Here is a 26508-nt window from a genome sequence, read left to right on the forward strand (position 1 = left end):
CCGGCGACGGACCGCCGCGGGCGCCACGCCCGCACGCGTCGCACGATAGCCGCCGGACGCGGACGCTACTCGTCGGTAACCCCCGGTGCGGGCCGCCCGCCCCCCTCCGTGGCGCCCGTGGCCGCACGATCAGCTGGGTGGGTCACAACGTGTCCTGGCTCGCCGTCCGCGACGAGCCAGGACGCCCTGACCTGAGCCAGGAGTGCCGACTGTCTGTGGACTCCGGCGACGGGTCCACAGGGTGCACTCCGAGGTGCATCCGGGAGGCTCGATGCTGCCGCGATGCACCCCGCCCTCGAGACGCTCGCCGACCGCCGTTTCGGCGTGTTCACCGCTGCCGAGGCGCGCCGCGCCGGGTATCGCCCGGACGAGATCCGCAGCGCGCTCGGTTCCGGCCGGTGGCACCGCCTGCGCCGGGGTGTGTACGTGGACGCCGGGCGGTGGGCAACGGTTCGCGACGACGTCCGATCGAGGCACCTGGTGGAGAGCGTCGCGGTGGTCCTGTCGCTCGGGTCGGGTCCAGTGCTCAGTCACAGCTCAGCGGCGCGCGTCCACCGCATGCTCGTCCCGGCAGCGGCAGGGGAGGACGTCCGACTCACCGACGAGGCCCAGTGGCGTGAGGGGCGCGGCTACCGCGTGGCGCGGGCGTCCCTCCCGGCCGACGACGTCCTTCGGTTGGCGGCCTTCTCCGTGACGACGCCGGCGCGCACCCTCGTCGACTGCGCTCGGGAGTGGGCGCTGGTCGATGCGGTCGTGGCGATCGACGAGGCGCTGCAGAGCCGGCGTGTCAACCGTGCGCTCTTGGTGGCGGGCGTCCTGGGTGCGCGGCACCGGCCAGGTGTCGGCGCCGCCGCGCGCGCCGTCCACCTGGCGGACGGGCGCAGTGAGTCCCCGCTCGAGTCCCGAGGTCGTCTCGTGCTCCTGGGCAATGGGCTGCCGCGTCCCGAGTTGCAGGTCGAGCTGCACGACGCGCGAGGCTTCGTGGCACGGGTCGATGCCTGGTACGAGGAAGCCGCCGTCGCCGTCGAGTTCGACGGGCGGGTGAAGTACCTCGAGCCGCGAGGTGGGCGCGCGCCGGGTGAGGTGCTCTGGCTCGAGAAGCGCAGGGAGGACCGGATCCGGGATCTCGACGTCCGAGTCGTCCGCGTCGCCCAGGACGACGTCACGGCTGGCGGCCGACTCGTCACCGCGCGGCTGCGCGAGTTGCTGGCCCGGCGCCTGGCGGGGCCACGCCGGTTCACGGTGGTCCGGACGCCGGAGCCGGGCTCGGGTCAGGCCGGAGCCGCCTGACCCCGCCTTCCTGGCTCGCCGTGCGGCGTCCTGGCTCGAGGTGTGCGCTGAGCCAGGACGCCGCACGATCAGCCTCGCTGATCTTGCGGCATGGCGGGCGACCACCCGGCAGGAGCGGGGCGGCCACCCGGACGTGGGGGCGGGCTCGGAACGCACCCCGGGAACAGTTCCGTCGGGGCTGCCGTTAGGGTGGGCAGGAAAGTTGAGTGGACCCCGCGCAAGATGGGCACCCAACTCCTGCAGACGGTTCAGCACCACCCGGTACACACGGAAGAGAGGCCATCTCCATGGCTCGAGCGGTCGGTATCGACCTCGGCACCACCAACTCCGTCGTCACCGTCCTGGAGGGCGGCGAGCCGACGGTCATCGCCAACTCCGAGGGTTCGCGCACCACCCCGTCGGTCGTCGCGTTCGCGAAGAACGGCGAGGTCCTCGTCGGCCAGTCGGCGAAGAACCAGGCGGTCACCAACGTCGACCGCACCATCCGCTCCGTCAAGCGGCACATGGGCACCGACTGGAAGTCCAACGAGATCGACGGCAAGAAGTACACGCCGCAGGAGATCTCCGCGCGCATCCTGCAGAAGCTCAAGCGGGACGCCGAGACCTACCTGGGCGAGCCGGTGACCGACGCGGTCATCACCGTCCCGGCCTACTTCGAGGACGCGCAGCGCCAGGCCACCAAGGAGGCCGGTGAGATCGCGGGCCTCAACGTCCTGCGCATCGTCAACGAGCCGACGGCCGCCGCGCTCGCCTACGGCCTGGACAAGGGCGAGACCGAGCAGACGATCCTCGTCTTCGACCTCGGTGGTGGCACCTTCGACGTCTCCCTGCTGGAGATCGGCGAGGGCGTCATCGAGGTGAAGGCCACCGCCGGTGACAACCACCTCGGTGGCGACGACTGGGACCAGAAGGTCGTCGACCACCTGGTCAAGACGTTCAACGCCTCCAACGGCATCGACCTGTCCAAGGACAAGCTGGCCATGCAGCGCCTCCGTGAGGCCGCCGAGAAGGCCAAGATCGAGCTGTCCGGCGCGCAGTCGACGAACGTGAACCTGCCCTACATCACCGCCGGCGCCGAGGGCCCGCTGCACCTGGACGTGACGATCACCCGCGCCGAGTTCCAGCGGATGACCCAGGACCTGCTCGAGCGGGCCCGCGCGCCGTTCAACCAGGTCGTCCGGGACGCCGGCATCTCCGTCGGCCAGATCGACCATGTCGTCCTCGTCGGTGGCTCCACCCGCATGCCGGCCGTCACCGACCTCGTCCGCGAGCTGACCGGCGGCAAGGAGCCCAACAAGGGCGTCAACCCCGACGAGGTCGTCGCCATCGGTGCCGCGCTGCAGGCCGGTGTCCTCCGCGGCGAGGTCAAGGACGTCCTGCTGCTCGACGTCACCCCGCTGTCCCTGGGCATCGAGACCAAGGGCGGGATCATGACCAAGCTCATCGAGCGCAACACCACGATCCCGACCAAGCGCTCGGAGATCTTCACGACGGCCGACGACAACCAGCCGTCCGTGCAGATCCAGGTGTTCCAGGGCGAGCGCGAGATGGCCGCCTACAACAAGAAGCTCGGCATGTTCGAGCTGACCGGCCTGCCCCCGGCGCCGCGCGGCGTCCCGCAGATCGAGGTGGCCTTCGACATCGACGCCAACGGCATCGTGCACGTCACCGCCAAGGACCTCGGCACGGGCAAGGAGCAGTCGATGACCATCACCGGCGGCTCGGCGCTCCCGAAGGACGACATCGAGCGGATGATGAAGGACGCCGAGGCGCACGCGGAGGAGGACAAGCGCCGCCGCGAGGAGGCCGAGACCCGCAACCTCGCCGAGTCGCTGCAGTACCAGACCGAGAAGTTCCTGGCCGAGAACGGGGAGAAGATCCCGGCCGAGAAGAAGGAGGAGCTCGGTGAGGCCCTCACCGAGCTGCGCTCGGCGCTCGGTGGCTCCGACATCGCGGCGATCAAGGCGGCGCAGGAGAAGGTGGCCCGCGTCTCGCAGGAGGTCGGTGGGGCGCTGTACGCCCAGCAGGCCGAGGCGGGCGCCGCGGGTGCCGGTGCCGCGGGTGCCGGTGCCGGTGCCGGTGCGGGAACCCCCGGTGAGGCCGGTGCGTCCGGTACGACGACGGGCGACGACGACGTCGTCGACGCCGAGATCGTCGACGAGGACAACGACCGCCGGTGACATCGGCCGACGCTTGCGGAGGTCGACCGTGACACAGAGGGACGAGGAGCCGCGGGTCATCATCCGCGACAAGCGGCGGATCGACCCGATCAGCGGCACCGTGCGGGAGCCGGCCGGTGAGCAGCCGGCCGGCGCCCGCACGGGCGCAGACGTTCCGGACCGGACCGCGCCGGGCCCAGCGGAGAGCTGGCCGGCGCAAGGGGAGCAGATGAGCGAGCACGAGACCGTCGCCGAGCAGCAGCCGGCCCCGGGGGACGACGACGTGAGAGCCCAGCTGGCGGAGCGGACCGACGACCTCCAGCGGGTCACCGCGGAGTACGCCAACTACCGCCGCCGGGTGGACCGGGACCGTCAGCTCGTGGTCGACCAGGCCGCCGAGCGGTTCGCGGCCCAGTTGTTCCCGATCGTCGACGACATCGAGCGGGCGCGCGACCACGGCGACCTGACCGGCGCCTTCAAGCTGGTCGCGGACCGTGTCCTGGGCCTGCTCGACGGCCTGGGCGTGGAGGCCTTCGGCGTGGCCGGGGACCCGTTCGACCCCTCCCTGCACGAGGCCGTCATGCACGACACCTCGGGCGAGGTGCAGGTGCCGACCGCCACGACCGTCCTGCGGCAGGGTTTCCGCCGCGGCGAGCGCGTGCTGCGGACGGCGATGGTGGCGGTCACCGACCCGGAGGGCCCGGCGACGTCGGCCGACGGTGCGGTCGTCGAGGCCGCGACACCGCCGGGCGACGGCGCCCCGGCGTCCGACTGAGCCAGAGAGGGGGCGCCCGATGAGCACCCGGGACTTCATCGAGAAGGACTACTACGCCGCTCTCGGCGTCGCCCAGGACGCCGACGCGGCGGCGATCAAGAAGGCCTACCGCCAGCTGGCGCGCGACCTCCACCCGGACAAGAACCCGGGCAACGTGGAGGCCGAGACCCGGTTCAAGGAGGTCTCGGAGGCCTACGACGTCCTGTCGGACACCAAGCGACGGGCCGAGTACGACGAGGCCCGCCGCCTGTTCGGGTCCGGGGGTGCCGGGGCCCGCGCCGGCTTCCCCGGGGGCTTCCCGGGTGGTGGTGCCGGCGGCAGCACGCCGTTCGACCTCGGCGACCTGTTCGGCGCGGCCGGCGGTGCCGGCCGCGCCGGTGCCGGCGGGCTCGGCGACCTCTTCGGCGGCCTGTTCGGCGGCGGTGGGGGAGGCGGCTCCGCGCGGGCGCGCAGCCAGGCGGCGTCGGGCCCCGCCCGCGGGCAGGACGTCGAGACCGAGGCGACGCTCTCCTTCGACGAGGCCGTCCTCGGCGTCACGGTGCCGCTGCGCATGCAGAGCCCGGGGACCTGCCCGACCTGCCACGGCAGCGGCGCCAAGCCCGGCACCTCGCCGCACACCTGCCCGGTGTGCCAGGGGGCCGGCGTCACCAGCCGCAGCCAGGGGGCGTTCGCCTTCTCCGAGCCGTGCCGCAACTGCCGTGGCACCGGCCAGGTGGTCGACGACCCGTGCCCCACCTGTGCCGGCAACGGGGTGACCACGCAGACCCGCACCATCACCGTCCGGATCCCCGCCGGGGTCAAGGACGGCCAGCGCATCCGGCTCGCGGGCAAGGGTGCGCCGGGTCGGCGCGGTGGCCCGGCCGGTGACCTGTACGTCGTCGTCCACGTCTCCGATCACGAGCTGTACGGCCGCAAGGGCAACGACCTCACCCTCACCGTGCCGATCACCTACGCGGAGGCGGCCCTCGGGACGACGCTGACCGTCCCGACGCTGCACGGCAACGTCTCCCTCAAGGTGCCGGCGGGCACGGCCAGCGGCCAGACGCTGCGCGTGCGCGGACGCGGCGTGCCGGGCAAGGGCCGCGCCGGTGACCTGCTGGTGACCGTCGAGGTCGCGGTCCCCAAGCGACTCAGCGCCGCCGCCGAGGAGGCGGTCAAGGTGCTCGACGCCGAGCTCGGGGACCCGCGGCCGCGGATCACCGCCGCCGTCCAGGGCGGTACGAAGTGACCACCGCAGCCGAGGGCCGCGAGCGGCGGGACGTCGGGCGGGCGGTCGCCGAGGACGCCCCGGTCTTCGTCATCTCGGTGGCCGCCGAGCTCGCGGGCATGCACGCGCAGACCCTGCGCCAGTACGACCGGCTGGGCCTGGTGAGTCCCGGGCGCACGCCCGGGGGCGGCCGGCGGTACAGCCCGCGCGACGTCGCCCTGCTGCGGGAGGTCCAGCGCCTCTCGCAGGAGGACGGCGTCAACCTGGCCGGCATCAAGCGGATCATCGACCTCGAGTCGCAGGTGGAGGCGCTGCAGCAGCGGGTGCAGGAGCTGCTGAGCGAGCTGGAGGTGTCCGAGACCCGGCGGATCGCGGCCGAGTCGGCGTTGCGGGCCGGCTACGGCCGTGACCTCGTGCCGCTGCGGCCCGCCACCTCGGCGCTGGTCGTCTGGCGTCCCGGGCGGCAGCGGTGAGCGACGCCGGCGTGCGCGAGGCGATCGTGCACGTGGAGCGGGAGATCGCGCTGCTGCTGCGCCGGTCCCGCGCGATGTCGGCCCGGCTCTCCCGCGAGCTGCACCCCGACCTGGACGGCTCGGCCTACGGCCTGCTGGTCCTCCTGGAGGACGCCGGTCCGCTACGCGCCAGCGACCTGGTCGCCCGGCTCGGCCTGGACAAGAGCACGGTGAGCCGGCAGATCGGCTCCCTCGTCGACCTCGGCCTGGTCACCCGGGAGCCAGACCCCGCCGACGGCCGCGCCCAGGTGCTGCGCACCTCGGCCGAGGGCGCCGCCCGGCTCTCGCGCATCCGCGACGCCCGCCGGGCCCGCTGGGAGGCCGACCTCGCCGACTGGCCGGTGGAGGACGTCGCGGTCCTGGGCGACCTCCTCGGCCGGCTCAACCGCCTCGGTGAGGCCCGCGACGCCGACGTCGTCGCCGACGCCGGAGAGGGCGCGTCCCGCCGCTGAGCAGCGGCGGGCGGGCACGCCGGCAGGCCGGCGCGTCTCGCCGCCGCGCGCGGTACCCCGCCAGACACCTGCGTCCTGGGCGGGGGGTTCGCTGCGTCACAACAGTTGCAGACCGCAACCAACCGACTGTATGGTTGCGGTCTACAAGCAACATCGTGGCGAGGAGCCCCGTGCCCATCACCCCCCAGACCCGCGACCGGCTGACCGCCGGCGTGGCTCGCATCGTCCGCAGCGGCCGCCACCTCAGCGTCCGCGCCGCCGACGCCCTCTACGGGGACCTGCCGTCCTACGGCTGGGCGCTGCTCGTGCCGCTCCAGCAGGACGGCGAACAGCGCTGCAGTGCCCTGGCCGCGCGGGCCGGCGTGGACGTCTCCGTGGCCAGCCGCCAGCTGGCCGTCCTCGAGCGCTCCGGGTACGTGGCGCGCCGTGCCGACCCGGACGACGGCCGGGCCAGCCTCATGTACCTGACCGAGGCCGGCGCGGCCGCCCTCGCCGGGACCCGCGCCCTGCGCGCGGAGTGGGCGCAGACCGCGCTGGCGGGCTGGGACGAGTCCGACGCCCGCCGGCTCAGCGACCTGCTCGAGCGCCTCGCCACAGACCTGGACGCCTCCGCCGCCGCAGGCGCCTCCCGGACCGCCTCGTGAGCGGTCCCGCCGGCTCACCCGGCTCCCTCTCGCCCACCTCTTCCCGACCTGAACCGTCCAGGAGCACTGTGACCAGCACCCTCGAACCCCGCGTCGCGGCGGCCGTCGACGTCGCCCCCGTCGAGCAGCAGGGCGGGATGACGCACCGGCAGATCCTCTCGGCGCTGTCCGGCATGTTGCTGGCGATGTTCGTGGCCTTCCTGTCCTCGACCGTCGTCTCCAACGCGCTGCCCACGATCATCACCGAGCTGCGCGGCACCCAGGGGCAGTACACCTGGGTGGTCACCGCGACCCTGCTGGCCTCGACCGCGTCGACGCCTGTCTGGGGCAAGTTCGCGGACCTGTTCAGCAAGAAGCTGCTGATCCAGATCTCGATCGTCATCTTCATCGTCGGCTCGATGCTCGCCGGCCTGTCCCAGTCGGTGGACAGCCTCATCGCCTGGCGGGTGCTCCAGGGCCTCGGCCTCGGTGGCATCCAGGCGCTCATGCAGATCGCGATGGCCGCGATGATCAGCCCCCGGGAGCGGGGCCGGTACTCCGGCCTCATCGGCGCGGTCATGGCCGTGGCCACGGTCGGCGGCCCGCTCATCGGCGGCGTCCTCGTGGACACCAGCTGGCTGGGCTGGCGCTCGGTGTTCTACGTCGGCGTCCCGTTCGCCGTCGTCGCGCTGGTCCTGCTGCAGCGCACGCTGCACCTGCCGGTCACCAAGCGGAAGGTGCGCATCGACTACCTCGGCGCGACCTTCCTGACCGCCGGTGTCTCGACGCTGCTCATCTGGGTGACGCTGGCCGGCGGCACGTTCGCCTGGTGGTCGGTGGAGACCGTGCTGTTCGTCACCGGCGGTGTCCTGGCCATCGTGGCGTTCGTCGTCACCGAGCTGCGGCACCCCGAGCCGATCGTGCCGCTGCGGCTGTTCCGCGACCGGACGACGACGCTGGCCATCGTCGCCAGCATCGCGATCGGCGTCGCGATGTTCGGGTCATCGGTCTTCCTGGGCCAGTACCTGCAGATCTCCCGCGGCTACTCCCCGACGGCGGCCGGCCTGCTCACCATCCCGATGGTCGGCGGCCTGCTCATCTCCTCCACCGTCTCCGGCATCCTCATCACCCGCTTCGGCCGGTGGAAGGCCTACCTGGTCGCCGGATCGGTGCTCGTGGTGGTCGGCTTCGGGCTGCTGTCGACGATCGACCACGAGACGAACATGGCCCTGCTCGGCGTCTTCCTCTTCGTCCTGGGCGTCGGCATCGGCATGACCATGCAGAACCTGGTGCTGGCGGTGCAGAACACCGTCGCCGCCCGTGACCTGGGAGCGGCGAGCTCTGCGGTGGCGTTCTTCCGCAGCCTCGGCGGCACGATCGGGGTCTCGGTCCTGGGTGCGGTGCTCAGCAGCCGGGTCGGCGACCTGATCGCCGAAGGGCTGGCCGGCGTCCCGGGTGCCGAGCAGGCCGCGGCGTCCGGCGACGTGGGGCTGGCCGACCTGGCCGACGCGCCACCGGCGATCCGGACGCTGATCGAGGTGTCCTACGGCGACGCCACCGGGCGGATCTTCGCGATCTCCGCGGTGCTGGCCGTGGTCGCGGTGGCCGTGATCGTCTTCATCCGCGAGGTCGCCCTGAGCACCGAGAGCGGCGAGGAGCGCCTGCGCGCCGGGAGGTGACCAGGAGCCCCGTCCTCCCGGCCCTCCGCCCGCTCGGGACGGGGCCGCGGCGGGACGCTGCTGGGCCACGGCGGCCCGCTCCCACCCGGGAGCGGGCCGCCGTCGTCGTCTCAGCTGTCGAGCGCGGCGTCCAGGGTGATGTCGACGCCGGCCAGGGCCTTGCTCACCGGGCAGCCGACCTTCGCCGCCTGGGCGGCCTTGTCGAAGCCGGCGGCGTCGAGGCCGTCGACCTCGCCGCGGACGGTGAGCGTGATCGTGGTGATGGTGGGCGCGCCGTCCTTCTGGCCGAGGGTGACGTCGGCGGACACCTCGAGCGCCTGCGGAGTGCCCCCGGCCTTGCCGATCTCGCTGGACAGCGCCATCGCGAAACAGGCCGAGTGGGCGGCGGCGATCAGTTCCTCGGGGCTGGTGGTGCCGCCGGCGTCCTCGGCCGTGCGCTTGGGGAACGACACCTCGTACGTGCCGATCTTGGAGCTGGAGAGCTCGACCTGGCCGGACCCCTCCATGAGGGTCCCGTTCCAGGCGGTGCGAGCGCTGCGGGTGGGCATGCGACCTCCTCGGTTGGCTGCGCACCACGCTCGCCTACCCGGGCGGTCGCGCGCAACCGCCCGGGGGTCAGTGCCCGCCGACCCGCTCGGTGACCAGTTGCAGCTTCGCCTTGAGGTCGGCGAACTCCTGGCGGTCCAGGTCGAGGGCGCAGATGATCTCGCCGGAGATGGAATCGGCCTTGTCGCGCAGCGCGCGGCCGGCATCGGTCAGGGAGATGGACACCGAACGCTCGTCCTCGACCCGGCGGTGCCGGGTGACCAGACCGGCGGAGGTGAGCCGCTTGAGCAGCGGGGAGAGCGTGCCGCTGTCCAGGGACAGCCGCGCCCCGAGCTGGCCGACGGTCTGGTTGTCGGACTCCCAGAGCAGCATCATCACGAGGTACTGCGGGTAGGTGAGGCCGATCGCGTCGAGCAGGGGGCGGTAGCGCGCCGTCATCGCCCGGGAGGCGGCGTAGAGCGCGAAGCAGAGTTGGTCCTCGAGGACCGCGCTCGGTGCCGGCAGACGCGTCATCCCCAGGAGTCTAGGCCGCCGCGTCCGGGCGCCACGGGGAGTTGCTCCTGATCGACCCGGCCGGGGGAGGACCTGCGGTACTTGCACCGGAGGGGCGCAGCCAGGTTGAGTGGAACAGACTCAACCCCGTCCGCGTTGGACGGGACGAGAACCACGGCCGGAGTCCCCGGCCCACGCGGAGAGGACCTCCTCACAGACCATGCAGAGCAAGCTCACCACCCGTTCGCAGGAGGCGATCGCGGCCGCCCAGCGGCTGGCGGTCGACCGTGGCCAGGCGGCCCTCGAGCCGCTGCACCTGCTCGTCGCCCTGCTGGAGCAGACCGACGGCATCGCCGGCCCCCTGCTCAAGGCCGTGGGCGCCGACGTCTCCGACGTCCGCGCCAAGGCCGAGGCGGCGCTGCGGCGGATGCCCAGCGTCAGCGGTGCCACCGTCCCCGCCCCCTCGCCGTCCCGCGAGCTGCTGCGGGTGCTCAATGCCGCCGGGGAGCAGGCCAGTGCGCTCGGGGACGAGTACGTCTCCACCGAGCACCTGCTGGTCGGCCTGGCGAGTTCCGACGGCGAGGCCGCGACGGTGCTGGGCAGCGCCGGCGCGACCCGGGACGCGCTGCTGGCCGCCTTCCGCACCGTGCGCGGCAACCGCAAGGTGACCAACGCCGACCCGGAGAGCACCTTCCAGGCGCTGGAGAAGTACGCCGTCGACCTCACCGAGCGTGCCCGCGAGGGCAAGATCGACCCGGTCGTCGGCCGCGACACCGAGATCCGCCGGGTCGTGCAGGTGCTGTCCCGGCGCACCAAGAACAACCCGGTGCTCATCGGCGAGCCCGGCGTCGGCAAGACGGCGATCGTCGAGGGCCTGGCCCAGCGGATCGTCGCCGGCGACGTCCCCGAGAGCCTCAAGGGCAAGCGGCTCATGGCCCTGGACCTGGGGTCGATGGTGGCCGGCGCGAAGTACCGCGGTGAGTTCGAGGAGCGGCTCAAGGCCGTCCTGCAGGAGATCACCGAGGCCGAGGGCCAGGTCGTCACGTTCATCGACGAGTTGCACACCATCGTCGGCGCGGGTGCGACCGGCGACTCCGCGATGGACGCCGGCAACATGATCAAGCCGATGCTCGCCCGGGGGGAGCTGCGCATGGTCGGCGCGACGACGCTGGACGAGTACCGCGAGCACATCGAGAAGGACCCCGCCCTCGAGCGGCGCTTCCAGCAGGTCTTCGTCGGCGAGCCCAGCGTCGAGGACACCATCGGGATCCTGCGTGGCCTCAAGGAGCGCTACGAGGTGCACCACGGTGTCCGCATCACCGACGCCGCGATCGTCGCCGCCGCCGCCCTGTCCGACCGGTACGTCACGGCCCGGTTCCTGCCGGACAAGGCGATCGACCTGGTCGACGAGGCGGCCAGCCGGCTGCGCATGGAGATCGACAGCCGTCCGGTCGAGGTCGACGAGGTCGAGCGCGCCGTCCGCCGGCTGGAGATCGAGGAGATGGCGCTGGCCAAGGAGGACGACCCGTCGTCCGTGGAGCGGCTGGCGGCGCTGCGCGCCGACCTCGCCGACAAGCGCCAGCAGCTCGACGAGCTGACCGCCCGCTGGCAGCAGGACAAGGGCGCGATCGTCCGCATCCAGCAGATCAAGGAGGAGCTGGAGCGGGCCCGCCTGGAGGCCGAGCGCGCCGAGCGGGACGGGGAGCTCGCGCACGTCGCCGAGCTGCGCTACGGCCGGCTGCCGCAGCTGGAGAAGGCGCTGGCCGAGGCCGAGGCCTCGGTGGCCGGCGGCGACTCCATGCTCAAGGAGGAGGTCGGCCCGGACGACATCGCCGAGGTCGTGCAGGCCTGGACCGGCATCCCGGCCGGCCGGCTGCTCGAGGGCGAGACCCAGAAGCTGCTGCGGATGGAGGACGAGCTCGGCCGGCGGGTCGTCGGCCAGCCCGACGCCGTGCGTGCCGTGTCCGACGCCGTCCGCCGGGCGCGGTCCGGCGTGGCCGACCCGAACCGGCCGACCGGCTCGTTCCTGTTCCTCGGCCCCACCGGCGTCGGCAAGACCGAGCTGGCCAAGGCGCTGGCGGAGTTCCTGTTCGACGACGAGCGGGCGATGGTCCGCATCGACATGAGCGAGTACTCCGAGAAGCACTCGGTCGCGCGGCTGGTCGGCGCCCCGCCCGGCTACGTCGGGTACGAGTCCGGTGGCCAGCTCACCGAGGCCGTGCGGCGGCGGCCCTACACGGTCGTGCTGTTCGACGAGGTGGAGAAGGCACACCAGGACGTCTTCGACGTGCTGCTGCAGGTGCTCGACGACGGCCGGCTGACCGACGGCCAGGGCCGCACCGTCGACTTCCGGAACACCATCCTGATCCTGACGTCGAACCTCGGCTCGCACCTGATCGCCGACCAGTCGGTCGAGGAGGAGCGGCGCCGGAACGCGGTCATGGAGGTGGTCCGGCAGCACTTCAAGCCGGAGTTCCTCAACCGGCTCGACGACGTCGTGGTCTTCCACGCACTGGGCAGCGACGAGCTGGCCGGCATCGTCGACATCCAGGTCGGCGTCCTGGCCCGGCGGCTGGCCGCGCGGCGGCTCACCCTGGAGGTGACCGACGCGGCGCGGGAGTGGCTGGCGATCAACGGCTTCGACCCCGTCTACGGTGCGCGGCCCCTGCGCCGGCTCGTGCAGTCGGCGATCGGCGACCAGCTCGCCAAGGCGCTCCTGGCCGGTGACATCCGGGACGGCGACGAGGTCGTCGTCGACGCGCCGGACGACCTCGCCGTCGAGGGCCTGATCGTCCGCCGCGGCTGAGCCAGGGCTCCTCTCCCCACGCCGTCGGGCCCGCCGTCCTCCCCGGACGGCGGGCCCGACGGCGTCCTCGGGTGGGGTCCGGTCCCTACCGATCCGGTCTCGAAACGTCCCGGCTCCTGGCTCCCGCCCCGGCCGTGGACGACCATCTGCGCCGAGACCGGGGGACGAGGACAGGAGCGCGCAGATGACGTCAGGTCAGGGCGGTCAGGGTGGGTGGGGCGCTCAGGAGCCTCAGCAGGGCGGTCAGGGTGGGTGGGGCGCTCAGGAGCCCCAGCAGGGCTGGCAGCCCCCGCCTCAGCAGGGCTGGCAGGCGCCACCCCAGCAGGGGTGGCAGGCGCCGCCGCCGCAGCAGGGCTGGCAGCAACCGCCGGGGCAGTACGGCTACGCGCCGGCGCCGTCGGCCCCCGGGCACGCGCCGCAGGAGGCCCCGCCGCGCCCGGACGCGGTCCGTTTCGGCATCGGCGCCTTCATCGCGAACCTCGTCCTCGGCCTGGTCGGGTCGATCATCACGTTCTCGAGCATGGACAGCCTGCTCGACGCCGAGCTGGCGCGGCAGGGGGTCACGGTCTCGGAGGACGCCCTCCAGGCCGTCATCACCGTGAGCGCCGTCCTCGGCCTGCTGATCGTGGCGCTCCAGGCGTTGTTCATCTGGTTCGCCTGGAACGGGCGCAACTGGGCGCGGATCGTCCTGTTGGTCCTCGGTGCGTTCGGGATCATCGGCGGCCTGACCGCGCTGACCCAGCCGACCACCGGCTTCCTCTCCGCCCTCTCGGTCTGCCAGATGCTGCTGCTGATCGTCGGCGTCGTGCTGCTGGCCCGGCGGTCGTCGAGCGAGTGGTACCGGACCATGGGCTGGCGCCGCGCCGCGGGCCTGCGCTGACCGCCGGCCCGGCCGGCATCCCACCACCGATCGGGGTGCCGGCCGGGCCTCGCCCGGGGCCGGAGACGGCCCGGGGAGAATGGCCGCGCCCGACCCGAAGGAGCTCCATCCCGTGACGCGCACCCCCGCCCGCAGCGCACTGCTCGCCGCTGCGACGGCGCTGGTCGTCCTGCTGGCCGGCTGCGGCTCCGGCGACTCCGCGGAGGGCTCGGCAGCACAGCCCGGGTCGGCGGCCGCCACCACCGCCGCGGAGGCCCCCGTGGCCACGGGCCCGTTCGGTGCCGGCTGCGGGGCGCTGCCCCCCGAGGGCGAGGGCAGCCTCGCCGGCATGGCCGACGACCTGCTGGCCACCGCTGTGTCCAACAACCCGGTGCTGTCCAACCTCATGGTCACCCTGCACATGGCGACCCTCGTCGACTCGCTCAACACGACCGAGGACCTCACCGTTCTCGCGCCGGTGAACCAGGCCTACGAGGCGGTGCCGGCCGAGATGCTGGACCCGCTGCTGGCCGACACCCCGCGGCTGACCGAGCTGATCACCCACCACGTGGTCCCCGGCCGGCTGGGCCCGGACGAGCTCGCCGGCACGCACACCACGCTCAGCGGCGGCCAGGTCACGGTCGAGGGCTCGGGGGAGTCGTTCATGATCACCGCCGACCAGACGCTCGTCGGCGCCACCGGCGCCACGGTGGTCTGCGGCAACGTGCAGACGGCGAACGCGACCGTCTACCTCATCGACCAGGTGCTCACCCCACCGGCCGACTGAGGTCAGTTGCGGCGGGCGATCGCGGTCGTCAGGGCGGTCGCGAACGCCGTCCACGCGGCGTAGGGCGCGAGCACCGCGGCGGCCGGGCCGCTCACCGTCGACGCGCGGCGGACCAGGTCCACCGTCGAGGCGGTGAGGACGGCGGCCTCGGCGGCGGCCAGCCACGGCCGGTGGGCCCGGAAGAACAGCGGGGTCCAAGCGGTGTTGAGGGCCAGGTTGAGCGCGTAGGCGCGGGCGAAGGGCCGGCCCCGGTCCCCCAGGCGGTCGAGCACCTCCCCGGCGGCCCACGCCGTCCCGGCGTACAGGCCGGTCCAGACGATGCCGAAGGTCTGCGGCGGCGGGTACCAGGCGGGCTTGTCGAGGCGGCGGAACCACCGGCTGTCGGGGTCGGTGGCCAGCCCACCGAGGACGGCGGCGGCCAGTGGTCCCGCGGCGGCGGCGAGACGGGTGCGGGAGACGGGCATGGCCGCATCGTGGCCCTCAGTAGGGTCGGGCGCATGAGAGAGGACCCTGTCCCCGCCCGCCCCTCGTCCCTCGGGGCGGGCCCCCGGGACGGGGCCGCCCACCCTGATCGGAACCGCCTGCTGGAGTTGATCGTCGAGCTCGCGGTGGTGCACGGCCGGGTGACGCTCTCGTCGGGGCGCGAGGCCGACTGGTACATCGACATGCGCCGGCTGACCCTGCACCACGAGGGCGCGCCCCTGGTCGGGCGGGTGATGCGGCAGCTGACCGGCGACCTGCGCTACGACGTCGTCGGCGGGCTCACCCTGGGCGCCGACCCGGTCGCCACGGCGATGCTGCACGCGGCCGCCGCGGGGGAGGGTTTCCTCGACGCCTGCGTCGTCCGCAAGGCGGGCAAGGCACACGGGCTGCAGCGGCGGATCGAGGGACCGGACGTCGCCGGGCGCAGCGTGCTGGTGGTCGAGGACGTGTCCACCACCGGCTCCAGCCCGCTGACCGCCGTCGAGGCCCTGCAGGAGGCCGGCGCGGAGCCGATCGCGGTCGCCGTCATCGTCGACCGGGGCGGGCGCGCCGCGGTCGAGGAGGCCGGCCTGGAGTACCGCGCCGCCTTCACCCTCGCCGACCTCGGCCTCGATTGAGCGGCGCCGCTGGGATCAGGTGACCTGGTCCCAGCGCGTCCTGGATCACCGTCGGCCGTGAGCGAGGACGCTCGATGACCAGGTGACCTGATCATCGAGCGCCGCCCGGCGAGGCCGTACGGTGTGACGGTGACCACCGTGACGACGGCGTGGGTGGCCGAGCTGGCCGATGCCCTCGGTGCCGACAACGTCCTGACCGACCCCGACGTCACCGCGGCCTACTCCCGTGACCAGGCGATGCTCGCCGAGGCGGGGACGCCGGCGGCCGTCGTCCTCCCCCGCAGCACGGCCGACGTCGTCGCGGTCATGCGGGTCGCCTCGCGGCACGGGATCCCGGTGGTGCCCCGCGGCGCCGGCTCCGGGCTGGCCGGGGCGAGCAACGCCGTCGACGGCGCGATCACGCTGGTCATGACCCGGATGGACGCCGTCCTGGAGGTGTCCCCGGCCGACCGGCTGGCCGTCGTCCAGCCCGGCGTCGTGAACAAGGCGCTGCGCGACGCGGTCGCCGGGTCCGGCCTGTTCTACCCGCCGGACCCCTCCAGCTACGACTGGTGCACGATCGGCGGCAACCTGTCCACCAACTCCGGTGGGCTGTGCTGCGTCAAGTACGGCGTCACCACCGACTACGTGCTGGGCCTGGAGGTCGTGCTCGCCGACGGGCGGGTGCTGCGGACCGGCCGGCGCACGGTGAAGGGCGTCGCCGGCTACGACCTGGCCCGGCTGTTCGTCGGCTCCGAGGGCACCCTCGGCGTCATCACCGAGGCGACGCTCGCCCTGCGCCCGGCGCCGCAGCGGCCGGTCACCCTCGTGGCCACCTTCGCCACCACCGCCCAGACCGGGCAGGTCGTCGAGCGGGTGGTCACCAGTGGGCTGGTGCCCAGCCTGCTGGAGGTCATGGACAACACCTGCATCTGCGCCGTCGACGACCTGCTGCACGCCGACCTGGACCGTGGCGCGCACGCCCTGCTGGTCGCCCAGTCCGACGCCGGGGGAGAGGCCGCGGCCCGCGAGATCGAGGCGCTGGCGCAGCTGTGCCGCGAGGCCGGCGCCGACCTCGTGCACACGACCGAGGACCCCGCCGAGGGCGACCTGCTGCTCGCCGCCCGCCGGATGGCGTTGCCGGCGCTGGAGCGGCTGGGCAGCACGCTCATCGACGACGTCGCCGTCCCCCGCTCCCGGATCGCCCAGTTCCTCGACGGCTGCGACACCATCGCCGCCGAGCGCGGGCTGACCATCGGGGTCGTCGGGCACGCCGGCGACGGCAACATGCACCCCACGATCTGCTTCGACCCCACGGACGCCGACCAGCGGGACCGGGCGTTCGCGGCGTTCGACGACATCCTCGAACTCGGCCTGTCCCTCGGCGGCACGATCACCGGCGAGCACGGCGTCGGCGCCATCAAGGTCGACTGGCTGGAGCGGGAGATCGGCCCGGTGTCGCTGGAGGTGCACCGATCGATCAAGGCCGCGCTGGACCCGCAGGGCCTGCTCAACCCCGGCAAGGTGCTGCGCCGCCTGACACGCTGACCCCATGGGTGCAGACCGCTTCCTGGTCATCGGCGGGGACGCCGCGGGCATGTCCGCCGCGGCGCAGACCCGGCGGCTGCGCGGCGCCTCCGACCTGGCCATCACCGTGCTCGAGCAGGGGCCGGACGTCTCCTACTCCGCCTGCGGCATCCCCTACTGGGTCGGCGACGTGGTCTCCGACCGGGACCGGCTGATCGCCCGCACCCCGCACGAGTTCGCCGCCCAGGACATCGACGTCCGCACCGGCACGCGGGCCGAGGCGATCGACCTCGACGCCGGCACGGTGCGCACCGTCGACGGGCAGACGCTGGGCTACGACCACCTGCTCGTGGCCACCGGCGGCCGCCCGTTGCGCCCGCCGGTGCCGGGGCTGGACGCCGACGGCGTGCACGGGGTGCACCGGCTGGCCGACGGCGCCGACATCCGGGCCGCCGTCGCCGCCGGCGCCCGCCGCGCCGTCGTCCTGGGGGGCGGGTACATCGGCCTGGAGATGGCCGACGTGCTGCACGCCCGCGGCCTGGCGGTGACCGTCGTCCTCGCCGACCCGCTGCCCATGGCGCTGCTCGACGCCGACATGGGGGAACGGGTCTGCAAGGCCATCGGCGACATGGGCATCGACGTGCAGCCCGACCAGCCGGTGCGGGAGATCGAGACCGACGCCGACGGGGTGGTGCGGGCCGTGCGCACCGACGCCGGCAGCTACCCGTGCGACCTCGTCGTCCTCGGGCTGGGCATGGGCCCGGAGGTGTCGCTGGCCCGCGACGCCGGCCTGCGGCTGGGGGAGACCGGGGCGATCGAGGTCGACCGCACCATGCGCTCCCGCTCGCACCCGGAGGTGTTCGCCGCCGGCGACTGCGTGCAGACGTTCCACCGGCTGACCGGGGAGCCGGCGCACGTCGCGCTGGGTACCCACGCCAACAAGCAGGGCCGGGTCGTGGGCTCGGTCGTCGGGGGGCGGGCGGCCCGCTTCGCCGGGGTGCTGGGCACCGCCCTCACCGCGGTCGGGGAGCTGGAGATCGGCCGCACCGGCCTGTGCACCACGCAGGCGGAGGCGGCCGGCTACGACGTCCGCGCCGAGACGATCGAGGGGACGACGAGGGCCGGCTACTTCCCCGGTGCGGCGGAGATCGCGGTGAAGCTGGTCAGCGACCGCGGCTCCGGGGAGCTGCTCGGCGCCCAGGTCGTCGGCGGGCCGGGCAGCGGCAAGCGCATCGACGTCCTGGCCACCGCCATCTGGGCGGGCCTGACCGCCGAGGAGTTCGCCGGCTCGGACCTCTCCTACGCCCCGCCGTTCGCGCCGGTCCACGACCCGGTGCTCGTCGCCGCCCGGGTGGCCAGCCGCGCGGAGCGGGGGTGACCGCCGGGGGCGAGGTCCGTGGCGCGGACTGGTACGGCCACGACCTGTCCGGCCAGGAGCACGCCGGGGTCACCTTCAGCGGGGTCGACCTGTCCGAGACGACGGACGACGGCGCCGTCTTCACCGACTGCGTCTTCCGCGACTGCCGGTTCAACCAGTCGCGCCACACCGACGCGGCGTTCCTGAACTGCACGTTCACCGGCTGCTCGTTCTTCCAGGCGACGCTCGCCGGCTGCAAGCTGGTCGGCTCCCGCTTCGAGCGCTGCACCTTCGACCTGCTCACCGTCACCGGCGGCGACTGGTCCTTCGTCGGCCTGGCGGGGGCGGACCTGGCGAAGGCGACGCTCACCGGCGCCCGCATGCGGGAGGCCGACCTGACCGGCGCGCGGGCCCCGGGCGCGACGCTGCGGGACCTCGACCTCTCCGGCGCGGAGTGGCACGGGGCCGACCTCTCCGGTGCCGACCTGCGGGGCAGCGACCTGTCGGCGCTGGACCCGCGGGAGGTGGAGCTGGCCGGCGCCCGGGTCGACGTCGTCCAGGCGGTCGACCTGGTGACCGCGCTGGGGCTGCACGTGGAGCCCGACCGGGTGTAGCCGGTGTCGCGGGGAACCGGCCCGGCGGGATACTGGCCGGCAGCAAGCGCCGATCCCGACGCAAGGAGCGCCTCGCATGCCCATCGCGACCCCTGAGGTCTACGCCGACATGATCAACCGGGCCAAGGAGGGCGGCTTCGCCTACCCGGCGATCAACTGCACGTCGTCCGAGACGGTCAACGCGGCCCTGCGCGGCTTCGCCGACGCCGGCAGCGACGGCATCATCCAGTTCTCCACCGGTGGCGCGGAGTTCAGCTCGGGCACCCGCGTCAAGGACATGGTCACCGGCGCGGTGGCGCTGGCGGAGTTCGCGCACGTCGTCGCCGAGAAGTACCCGGTCAACGTCGCGCTGCACACCGACCACTGCCCGAAGGACAAGCTCGACGGCTACGTACGCCCGCTGATCGCCCTGTCCAAGGCCCGGGTGGACGCCGGCCAGGCGCCGCTGTTCCAGTCGCACATGTGGGACGGCTCGGCGATCGACCTCGACGAGAACCTGCACATCGCCGAGGAGCTGATCGAGAAGTCGGCCGCCGCGAAGCTGGTGCTCGAGGTCGAGATCGGCGTCGTCGGCGGCGAGGAGGACGGCGTCGCCCACGACATCAACGAGAAGCTGTACACCGCCGAGGGCGACTTCGTCGCCACCGCCAAGGCGCTCGGCCTCGGCGAGAAGGGCGTCTACCTGCTCGCCGCCACCTTCGGCAACGTGCACGGTGTCTACAAGCCGGGCAACGTCAAGCTCCGCCCCGAGATCCTCAAGCAGGGGCAGGACGTCGTCAGCAAGGAGTTCGGCCTGGCCGAGGGCAGCAAGCCGTTCAACCTCGTCTTCCACGGCGGTTCGGGCTCCGCGCAGGAGGAGATCCGCGAGGCGCTCTCCTACGGCGTGGTGAAGATGAACGTCGACACCGACACCCAGTACGCCTTCACCCGGCCCATCGCCGGGCACATGTTGAGCAACTACGACGGCGTCCTCAAGATCGACGGCGAGGTCGGCAACAAGAAGGCCTACGACCCGCGCAGCTACCTGAAGGCCGCCGAGACCGGGATGGCCGCGCGTGTCGTCCAGGCGTGCGAGGACCTGCTGTCGGCCGGCCAGTCGACGGGGGCATGACGTGACCGAGCTCGCGAGGTCACGCGTGGACGGAGCGATGCGCGGCGCGGGTCCGACGAGCGCCAGCGAGGAGGGCCTGTGACGCACTCGCACCAGAACCTGCTGGGGGAGCCGCCGGCCACCCTGCTCCCGGCCAACCCCGAGGCCGACGCGGAGTTCACGGCGGGCAGCACGCCGGCCGAGGTCGCCGCGCACCACCCGACGGTGAGCGCGGCGTGGGCCGCGCTGGCCGAGGAGGCGCTGAACCGGCCCGAGCGGGCGCTGGGCGACACCATCGAGGCCTACGCCTACGCCCGCACCGGTTACCACCGGGGCCTGGACGCGCTGCGCCGGAATGGCTGGAAGGGCTACGGCCCGGTGCCGTGGTCGCACGAGCCCAACCAGGGCTTCCTGCGCTGCGTGACCGTGCTGGCCCGCGCCGCCGAGGCGATCGGCGAGACGGCCGAGCAGGAGCGCCTCATCCAGCTGCTGCGCGACTGCGACCCGGACCTCGCGGCGTGAGAGGGCTCCCCGGAGGGGCGGAGGCAGGCGTCTCCGCCCCTCCGGCGGGGCCGGCGCTCGGCCGGGGACGGCACCTGGCCGGGGGTGGGTCGGTCGCGGGGCCCGGAGGGTCCCCGATCGGGGCACGGGCAGCGGCTCCACGGCGGTCGGGACGGCACCTGGCCGCGACTGTCGTCCGGTAGGACGACGATGTGGTCGTGGAGCACTCACCGGCGGCCGTGACGGCGCGCCTGCGCCCGCTGCTGCTCGAGGTCCACCGCGCGCTGTCGGCCGGGGTGACGGTGAGCGCCGCGATCCACGCCGCCCACGGCTGGAACCCGAGCGCGGACCGCCACCTCGACCACCAGCTGGTCCGCCGCGAGGCGATGGAGCGGCTCAAGCCCTGGGGCGCCACGCCGGAGGACGACGGCGACCCGTGGCTGACCTCCCGGCTGGAGTTCGCCGACACCAGCACCGACAACCTCGGGCTGCCGATGAGCGGTCTGCTGCTGCGCACCCCGACCGACGTGCTGCGCGTGTGGCGTTCCGACGACGGCGAGCTCCCGGCGGCCGCCACCGAGGGGCTGCGCGCGTTCTACCGGCAGTCCCCCAGCCGGCAGCTGCAGCTGGACCTCGACGCGGATCCCGAACCGCCGCGCCCGGCCCCGGGCCACCTGGCGCTGCTGTGGGCCGACGCCGGCGCCGTCCTCACCCGGTTCGACCTCGTCCGGCCCGGCGGGCACGTCGGCCGGCGGGTCCAGGTCGACTGGCACGTGGACCTGCTGGAGCGCCTGATCCGCCCAGCCGCCTGAGCCACTCCCGGAGCCCGGTCGCGCCGTCCTCACGCTCGGTGGTCGTTCGACGTGCGCGTTTGTCGGGAGGTGGCTACGCTCCGTCCCCGGCGTCCAACCCGGACGCCCGTTCCCGGAGGTGCTGCATGGCCACACTTCTCTGGATCCTCGCCGTCGTCCTCGTGATCGCCGGCATCGTCGCCATCGTCCGCAGGCAACTGCTCTGGGGCATCGTGCTCATCGTGGTGGGCCTGCTCGTCGGCCCGGGCGGGGTGAGCATCTTCACCTGACCGGCGCGGCTGCGCCGGCCCGGGTGCTCACCGGTCCTCGAGTTCCGGATGCAGCTGGCGCAGCCGCGCGGTGAGGGAGTTCAGCTCGTCCCCGCCGGCCATGAGTCGCGTGAGGACGTCGGCGTCGACGTCCTCACGCGTCAGGTCGCCGGCCACGTGACCGTGCGCCAGCAACAGGAACCGGTCGCCGACCAGGTGGGCGTACCGCGGGTTGTTGGTCACCGCCACGATCGCCAGCCCGCGGGCGCGGGCCGTCAGCACGGCCTGCCCCACCAGCGTGTGCTGCTGGACCGTCATCGGGGCCGTGGGCTCGTCGATCACCAGCGCCCGGACGCCGAAGTGCAGGGCGCGGGCGATGGCGAGGGTCTGCCGCTCACCGGCGCGCAGGGTGGACGCGGGCCGATCCGGGTCGATGCCCGGGACGCCGACCTGGGCCATGGCGCGCACGGTGGTCTCCCGTGCCGTCGCGAGGTCCAGCCGGCGCAGCGGCCAGGCCCCGCGGGTGGGCTCGGCGCCGAGGAAGAAGTTGCGCCACACCGACAGCAGCGGTGCGACCGCGAGGTCCTGCCAGACGGTGGCGATGCCGGCGGCGCGGGCCGCCTTCGGGGAGCGGAAGCGCACCGGGTGCCCGTCGAGGAGCACCTCGCCCTCGTCGTGCCGGCACAGCCCGGACAGCAGCGAGACCAGCGTGGACTTGCCGGAGCCGTTCTCGCCGAGCACGCAGGTGATCTCCCCGGGGCGGAACGCCGCGGTGACCCGGGCCAGCGCCGCGACGCTCCCGTGGTGGACGCTGACCCTGCGCAGCTCCAGCAGGGGGCCGGGGCGGTCGACGGTCTCGCTCACGATCGCGGCACCGCCCTCAGCCGGCCGCGGACGACCCCGTTGGCCAGCAGTGCCACCAGCAGCAGCACGCCGAGGAAGGCCTCGAACCAGCGGGCGTCCCACCCGGCCAGCACCACCCCCTGCCGCGCCGTGGCGTAGAGCAGCGCGCCGACCGCCGCCCCCACCGCCGACCCGTAGCCGCCGGTGAGCAGGCAGCCGCCGATCACCGCGACCACGATGAACTCGATCGCCGTCCCCAGGCCGGTGCTGGCCTGCACCCCGCCGAGCCGCACCACCCCGAGCGTGCCGACCAGCCAGCCGGCGGCGGCGGTGCAGCAGTACAGGACGACGGTCGTGCGCCGGTCGGGCACGCCCAGCTCACGCGCCGCACGGCGGGCGCCCCCCACCGCGAACACCCCGTTGCCGAAGCGCGTCCGCCACAGCACCCAGGACGCCCAGACGGTCAACAGCAGCCACCACAGCAGCGAGACGCGGAACCGCCCGTCGCCCACCTGCACCGTGGACCCGAACACGGTCGCCGCCGACGACCAGCCGGGCGCCCCGTCCAGGCCGTCGACGCGGACGGAGCGGGTGAGAGAGCGGGTGCCGGCGAGGGCGACCCCCTGCAGCACGAGGAACGTGGCGAGGGTGACCAGGAAGCTCGGCACCCCGGTCGTGACCACCAGCCAGCCGTTGACCAGGCCGACCAGCAGCGCGACGGCCAGGGACCCGGCCAGCGCCGGCCAGGTGCCCCAGCCGGCCTCGGCGATGAGCACCCCGGTGAGCAGCGCGCTGCCCACGGAGACCATCCCGATCGACAGGTCGAAGTGTCCCGACACCAGCAGCAGCGCGACCGCCACCCCGCCGATGCCGAGCAGGGCCGCCGCGTCCAGGGCGCTGGCCAGCCCACCGGTGCTGAGCAGGTGCGGTGCCTGCGGGACGAAGAAGGCCAGGACGACGGCCAGGCCCACGAACGCCGCCAGGCTGGGGCGGGCGAGGGCCCCGTCGAGCAGCCGCCGTCCCCGGGCAGGGGCCACGGCGGTGTGGTGCCCGAACGAGGGCAGGCCGTCGGCGGTCACCGGCGGGGACAGGACGTCGGCAGGGGGGCCTCCTCGACGAGAGACGTGCCCCCAGTGTCCACGAGAGGAGGACCCTCTCATCCCCACCCCTCACCCCGCTCGGGGCCGGACCCGGGCGAGCCGCTCAGGGACGCAGCCGCCAGCGCACCCGGTAGTCGGCGAACCAGGTCCAGCGGCTGACCGGCCGGGGGTACGGGACCCCGTCGCGCACCACCCGCGCGGGGTCGCACGCGATCTGCACCGCCCGGCCGGTGGTGCGCCGGGCGGGGCGCAGCGGCAGGGTCATGACGACGACGCCGAGGGTGTCCACCTCCCGCCAGTCCGGCCGGACGTCGATGCGGGTGATCTGCCCGTCGGCGACCTTGGCCGCGTCGTTGTGGGCCTGCGCCCCGAACCGGCGGGCGAGCGGGCCGCGCCGCCCGGGGTCGGCGGCCTCGAGCCGGCCGTGGTGCAGCAGCACCCCGCCGTGGTCGTCGCGCACCAGGCTGAGCTCCCGCTCGACACCGGTGCCCACGCCCAGCGCGCGGGCCAGCCCCGTCGAGGCGGTGTCGTCGGCCGGCTCCCACGAGACCGGGACCTGCGCCGTCCGCCCGCCCTTGTCGAGCGCCGCGAGCACCGCGGCCAGCGCCGGGACCGGCCCCTTGACCAGCACCGCGTCGGCCTCCCGCGCCGGCGCGACGGCCTCCCGGGCCGGTGTCTGGCCGGGTCCGAGGCCGCGCAGGTCGAACTCGACGAGCGACATGCCGATACCCTGCCACCTGCCAGCCGGTCATCCGCCGGTGACGGAGTTCGAGGGGAACCAAGCGATGCCGGCAGTCGTGCTGATCGGCGCCCAGTGGGGCGACGAGGGCAAGGGGAAGGCCACCGACCTGCTCGGGGGCCGCGTGCCGTACGTGGTGCGCTACCAGGGCGGCAACAACGCCGGCCACACGGTGATCACGCCGGACGGCGAGCGGTACGCGCTGCACCTGATCCCGTCGGGCATCCTCACGCCCGGCTGCACGCCCGTCATCGGCAACGGCGTCGTCATCGACCCGGAGGTGCTGATCGGGGAGCTGGCCGGCCTCGAGGAGCGCGGCGTGGACACCTCGCGCCTGGTGATCTCCGCCGACGCGCACCTGATCATGCCGCACCACCGGGCGCTGGACCGGGTCACCGAGCGGTTCCTCGGCAAGCGCAAGATCGGCACCACCGGCCGCGGCATCGGTCCCGCCTACGGCGACAAGGTCGCGCGCACCGGCATCCGCGTGCAGGACCTGCTGGACCTGTCGATCCTGCGGCAGAAGCTCGAGGGCACGCTCGAGGAGAAGAACCAGATCCTGGTCAAGGTCTACAACCGCAAGGCGATCGACGTCGACGAGGTCGTCGAGGAGTACTCGCGGTACGCCCGCGAGCTCGAGCACCGGATCGCCGACACCCGGCTGCTGCTGGCCAACGCCCTCGACGCCGGCGAGTGGGTGCTGCTGGAGGGTTCGCAGGGCACCCTGCTGGACGTCGACCACGGCACGTACCCGTTCGTGACGTCGTCCAGCCCGACCGCCGGTGGGGCGTCGGCCGGCTCGGGCATCGGGCCCACCCGCATCCAGCGGGTCGTCGGCATCCTCAAGGCCTACACGACCCGCGTCGGCTCCGGCCCGTTCCCGACCGAGCTGTTCGACGCCGACGGCGAGTACCTGCGCACGCAGGGCGGTGAGGTCGGCGTGACCACCGGCCGCGACCGCCGCTGCGGCTGGTTCGACGCCGTCGTCGCGCGCTACGCCAGCCGGGTCAACGGGATCACCGACTACTTCCTCACCAAGCTCGACGTGCTCTCCGGCCTCGACACGGTGCCGATCTGCGTCGCCTACGACGTCGACGGCGTCCGCCACGACGAGATGCCGATGACCCAGACCGACTTCCACCACGCCACGCCGGTCTACGAGGAGCTGCCGGGCTGGTCCGAGGACATCCGGCACTGCCGGACCTTCGACGAGCTGCCGGCCAACGCGCAGGCCTACGTGCGGCGGCTGGAGGAGCTCTCCGGCGCCCGCATGAGCGTCATCGGGGTGGGCCCGGGCCGCGACGAGAACGTCGTCGTCCACGACCTCATCGGCTGAGGCCGGGCGCAGCAGCGGCGGCGGTCTGCAGCTCCGCCCGGGCGCGGACGGCGACCTCGGGGGCGTCGGTGATGAGCCCGTCGACGCCGAGCGCCAGCAGCAGCCGGGCCTCGGTCTGGGCGTCGCCGTGGCCGATCGGGTCCGTACCGCGGCGCAGGTGCCGGGGCAGGAAGGCGTTCTCCGGCCGCAGCGTCCACGGGACGACGAGCAGGCCGGCGCGGTGTGCCTGGGCGACGAGGTCGGAGACGCCGGTCAGCGACTGCTCGGCGTCCCGCAGCAGGATGCGGTGCCGGCTGGGCGCGATGCCCTGCGCGTAGGTGCTGACCTCGCGCAGCCCGGACGGGGAGACGAGGACGTCGTCCCCGGCGTCGTCGTCCACCAGTTGCAGCATGGTGGGGCCGCGGTTCCCGAGGTCGGCGCGCAGCTGCCGCAGCGCCGCGGCGTCGAAGGACTGCAGGACGACGGTGCCGTCCGGCGTGTCGGCGCCCAGGCGGCGCAGCTCGGCGGCGACCAGCTCCACCATCGGCAGCCCGTGCCGGCCGGCCCAGCTCGGCTTCTTCAGCTCGGCCAGGACGCGCACCTGCCGCCCGGGGGTGGAGCGGCGGCGGGCGATCTCGACGACCTCGGCCAGGGTCAGGACGCCGAAGCGGCCGTCGTAGGTGGTGTTCAGCGGGCGCAGCGCCGGCATGCGCTCCACCGCCCGCAGGGTGCGCAGCTCGGCGAGGGTGAAGTCCTCGGCGAACCAGCCGGTCCGCTGGCGCCCGCCGACGACGCGGGTCGCCCGGCGGTGCGCGAACTCCGGCCGGTCGGCGACGTCGGTGGAGCGGGACAGCTCGTTCTCGTGCCGGACGACGAGCGCGCCGTCGCGGCTGACCACGACGTCGGGCTCGATGAGGTCGGCACCGAGGTCGATGGCGAGCTCGTAGCTGGCGGCGGTGTGCTCGGGCCGGTACGCGGAGGCGCCGCGGTGACCCACGATGACGGGACAGGGGAGGCCGGTCGCCGGGCGGACTGCCAGCGACTCACTCGCGTGCATGTCTCTGAGGACACCTCAGCGACGTGAACAGAACGCGAA

27 protein-coding genes are annotated in these 26508 nt (G+C 73.8%); 20 read left to right on the plus strand and 7 right to left on the minus strand.

What is annotated here, in order from left to right; genetic code table 11:
- Window positions 1–282 precede the first annotated feature (282 nt).
- From CRP39_RS06080 to CRP39_RS06115, 8 genes are all read left to right on the plus strand, one after another.
- Window positions 283–1290, plus strand: coding sequence for a type IV toxin-antitoxin system AbiEi family antitoxin domain-containing protein (locus CRP39_RS06080; RefSeq protein ID WP_097205355.1), 1008 nt, complete (start codon window positions 283–285; stop codon window positions 1288–1290).
- A 287-nt stretch (window positions 1291–1577) separates the two neighbouring features.
- On the plus strand, window positions 1578–3470 hold the full coding sequence (gene dnaK / locus CRP39_RS06085) for a molecular chaperone DnaK (RefSeq protein WP_097205356.1): 1893 nt from the start codon (window positions 1578–1580) through the stop codon (window positions 3468–3470).
- Window positions 3471–3498: 28 nt separating this feature from the next.
- Complete coding sequence (gene grpE, locus CRP39_RS06090; RefSeq protein WP_097205357.1) at window positions 3499–4224, plus strand: nucleotide exchange factor GrpE; 726 nt, start codon at window positions 3499–3501, stop codon at window positions 4222–4224.
- A gap of 19 nt (window positions 4225–4243) precedes the next feature.
- On the plus strand, window positions 4244–5452 hold the full coding sequence (gene dnaJ / locus CRP39_RS06095; protein ID WP_097205359.1) for a molecular chaperone DnaJ: 1209 nt from the start codon (window positions 4244–4246) through the stop codon (window positions 5450–5452).
- Window positions 5449–5904 carry a heat shock protein transcriptional repressor HspR gene (locus CRP39_RS06100; RefSeq protein WP_097205361.1) on the plus strand — a complete coding sequence of 152 codons (456 nt, stop codon included), beginning with the start codon at window positions 5449–5451 and terminating at the stop codon, window positions 5902–5904. The genes dnaJ and CRP39_RS06100 overlap by 4 nt, the downstream gene beginning before the upstream one ends.
- Window positions 5901–6395: a MarR family winged helix-turn-helix transcriptional regulator gene (locus CRP39_RS06105; protein WP_172442316.1), complete on the plus strand. Its 495-nt coding sequence runs from the start codon at window positions 5901–5903 to the stop codon at window positions 6393–6395. Before CRP39_RS06100 ends, CRP39_RS06105 begins: the two co-directional genes overlap by 4 nt.
- Before the next feature lie 170 nt (window positions 6396–6565).
- The gene (locus CRP39_RS06110) at window positions 6566–7039 is read left to right on the plus strand and encodes a MarR family winged helix-turn-helix transcriptional regulator (RefSeq protein WP_097205362.1); all 474 of its coding nucleotides are present in this window, start codon (window positions 6566–6568) and stop codon (window positions 7037–7039) included.
- A 68-nt stretch (window positions 7040–7107) separates the two neighbouring features.
- Window positions 7108–8697 (plus strand): MDR family MFS transporter, encoded by a 1590-nt coding sequence (locus tag CRP39_RS06115; RefSeq protein ID WP_245853635.1) that lies wholly within the window; start codon window positions 7108–7110, stop codon window positions 8695–8697.
- 110 nt (window positions 8698–8807) lie between these two features.
- Here the strand turns inward: CRP39_RS06115 and CRP39_RS06120 are convergent, their stop codons facing one another.
- Together CRP39_RS06120 and CRP39_RS06125 are read right to left on the minus strand one after the other, a co-directional pair.
- The gene (locus CRP39_RS06120) at window positions 8808–9245 is read right to left on the minus strand and encodes an OsmC family peroxiredoxin (protein ID WP_097205364.1); all 438 of its coding nucleotides are present in this window, start codon (window positions 9243–9245) and stop codon (window positions 8808–8810) included.
- A 67-nt stretch (window positions 9246–9312) separates the two neighbouring features.
- Window positions 9313–9756: a MarR family winged helix-turn-helix transcriptional regulator gene (locus CRP39_RS06125; RefSeq protein ID WP_097205366.1), complete on the minus strand. Its 444-nt coding sequence runs from the start codon at window positions 9754–9756 to the stop codon at window positions 9313–9315.
- 199 nt (window positions 9757–9955) lie between these two features.
- On the opposite strand from CRP39_RS06125, the gene clpB reads away from it, so the two are divergent.
- From clpB to CRP39_RS06140, 3 genes are all read left to right on the plus strand, one after another.
- On the plus strand, window positions 9956–12541 hold the full coding sequence (gene clpB / locus CRP39_RS06130) for an ATP-dependent chaperone ClpB (protein WP_097205367.1): 2586 nt from the start codon (window positions 9956–9958) through the stop codon (window positions 12539–12541).
- Between the two features lie 184 nt (window positions 12542–12725).
- Window positions 12726–13421 carry a hypothetical protein gene (locus tag CRP39_RS06135; protein WP_097205369.1) on the plus strand — a complete coding sequence of 232 codons (696 nt, stop codon included), beginning with the start codon at window positions 12726–12728 and terminating at the stop codon, window positions 13419–13421.
- Between the two features lie 112 nt (window positions 13422–13533).
- Window positions 13534–14187: a fasciclin domain-containing protein gene (locus CRP39_RS06140; protein ID WP_216359633.1), complete on the plus strand. Its 654-nt coding sequence runs from the start codon at window positions 13534–13536 to the stop codon at window positions 14185–14187.
- Between the two features lie 2 nt (window positions 14188–14189).
- On the opposite strand, the gene CRP39_RS06145 is transcribed toward CRP39_RS06140, so the two are convergent.
- On the minus strand, window positions 14190–14651 hold the full coding sequence (locus tag CRP39_RS06145; protein WP_097205372.1) for a TspO/MBR family protein: 462 nt from the start codon (window positions 14649–14651) through the stop codon (window positions 14190–14192).
- Between the two features lie 33 nt (window positions 14652–14684).
- Here CRP39_RS06145 and pyrE point away from each other — a divergent pair, with 33 nt between their 5' ends.
- The 8 genes from pyrE (at window position 14685) to CRP39_RS26700 (ending at window position 21436) form a co-directional block, all read left to right on the plus strand.
- Complete coding sequence (gene pyrE / locus CRP39_RS06150; RefSeq protein ID WP_097205373.1) at window positions 14685–15287, plus strand: orotate phosphoribosyltransferase; 603 nt, start codon at window positions 14685–14687, stop codon at window positions 15285–15287.
- A 129-nt stretch (window positions 15288–15416) separates the two neighbouring features.
- A complete protein-coding gene (locus tag CRP39_RS06155) occupies window positions 15417–16814 on the plus strand; it encodes an FAD-binding oxidoreductase (RefSeq protein ID WP_097205851.1) in 1398 nt (465 codons plus the stop codon).
- A gap of 4 nt (window positions 16815–16818) precedes the next feature.
- Window positions 16819–18171, plus strand: coding sequence for an FAD-dependent oxidoreductase (locus CRP39_RS06160; RefSeq protein ID WP_097205374.1), 1353 nt, complete (start codon window positions 16819–16821; stop codon window positions 18169–18171).
- Window positions 18168–18764 (plus strand): pentapeptide repeat-containing protein, encoded by a 597-nt coding sequence (locus CRP39_RS06165; RefSeq protein WP_097205376.1) that lies wholly within the window; start codon window positions 18168–18170, stop codon window positions 18762–18764. The genes CRP39_RS06160 and CRP39_RS06165 overlap by 4 nt, the downstream gene beginning before the upstream one ends.
- A gap of 76 nt (window positions 18765–18840) precedes the next feature.
- Window positions 18841–19875, plus strand: a complete 1035-nt coding sequence (gene fbaA, locus CRP39_RS06170) for a class II fructose-bisphosphate aldolase (protein ID WP_097205377.1) — start codon at window positions 18841–18843, stop codon at window positions 19873–19875.
- A 78-nt stretch (window positions 19876–19953) separates the two neighbouring features.
- Entirely contained in the window at window positions 19954–20376 is a 423-nt protein-coding gene (locus CRP39_RS06175) for a DUF3151 domain-containing protein (RefSeq protein ID WP_097205379.1), read from the plus strand.
- A 197-nt stretch (window positions 20377–20573) separates the two neighbouring features.
- Window positions 20574–21167, plus strand: a complete 594-nt coding sequence (locus CRP39_RS06180) for a hypothetical protein (RefSeq protein WP_097205852.1) — start codon at window positions 20574–20576, stop codon at window positions 21165–21167.
- A 125-nt stretch (window positions 21168–21292) separates the two neighbouring features.
- Window positions 21293–21436: a GPGG-motif small membrane protein gene (locus CRP39_RS26700; protein WP_172442317.1), complete on the plus strand. Its 144-nt coding sequence runs from the start codon at window positions 21293–21295 to the stop codon at window positions 21434–21436.
- A 27-nt stretch (window positions 21437–21463) separates the two neighbouring features.
- On the opposite strand, the gene CRP39_RS06185 is transcribed toward CRP39_RS26700, so the two are convergent.
- The 3 genes from CRP39_RS06185 to CRP39_RS06195 all read right to left on the minus strand — a co-directional run bounded on the left by CRP39_RS06185 (window position 21464) and on the right by CRP39_RS06195 (window position 24079).
- Entirely contained in the window at window positions 21464–22279 is an 816-nt protein-coding gene (locus CRP39_RS06185) for an ATP-binding cassette domain-containing protein (protein ID WP_245853637.1), read from the minus strand.
- A complete protein-coding gene (locus tag CRP39_RS06190; RefSeq protein WP_245853638.1) occupies window positions 22276–23337 on the minus strand; it encodes an ABC transporter permease in 1062 nt (353 codons plus the stop codon). The genes CRP39_RS06185 and CRP39_RS06190 overlap by 4 nt, the downstream gene beginning before the upstream one ends.
- 124 nt (window positions 23338–23461) lie before the next feature.
- The gene (locus CRP39_RS06195) at window positions 23462–24079 is read right to left on the minus strand and encodes a hypothetical protein (RefSeq protein WP_097205382.1); all 618 of its coding nucleotides are present in this window, start codon (window positions 24077–24079) and stop codon (window positions 23462–23464) included.
- A gap of 64 nt (window positions 24080–24143) precedes the next feature.
- Between CRP39_RS06195 and CRP39_RS06200 the strand changes: the two genes are divergently transcribed.
- A complete protein-coding gene (locus tag CRP39_RS06200; protein ID WP_097205383.1) occupies window positions 24144–25433 on the plus strand; it encodes an adenylosuccinate synthase in 1290 nt (429 codons plus the stop codon).
- Here the strand turns inward: CRP39_RS06200 and CRP39_RS06205 are convergent.
- Complete coding sequence (locus tag CRP39_RS06205) at window positions 25423–26469, minus strand: glycerophosphodiester phosphodiesterase family protein (protein WP_097205385.1); 1047 nt, start codon at window positions 26467–26469, stop codon at window positions 25423–25425. The two genes, CRP39_RS06200 and CRP39_RS06205, sit on opposite strands and share 11 nt — an antisense overlap.
- Window positions 26470–26508: the final 39 nt, after the last annotated feature.

It is taken from the genome of Geodermatophilus sabuli (assembly GCF_900215145.1).
GTDB lineage: Bacteria > Actinomycetota > Actinomycetes > Mycobacteriales > Geodermatophilaceae > Geodermatophilus > Geodermatophilus sabuli.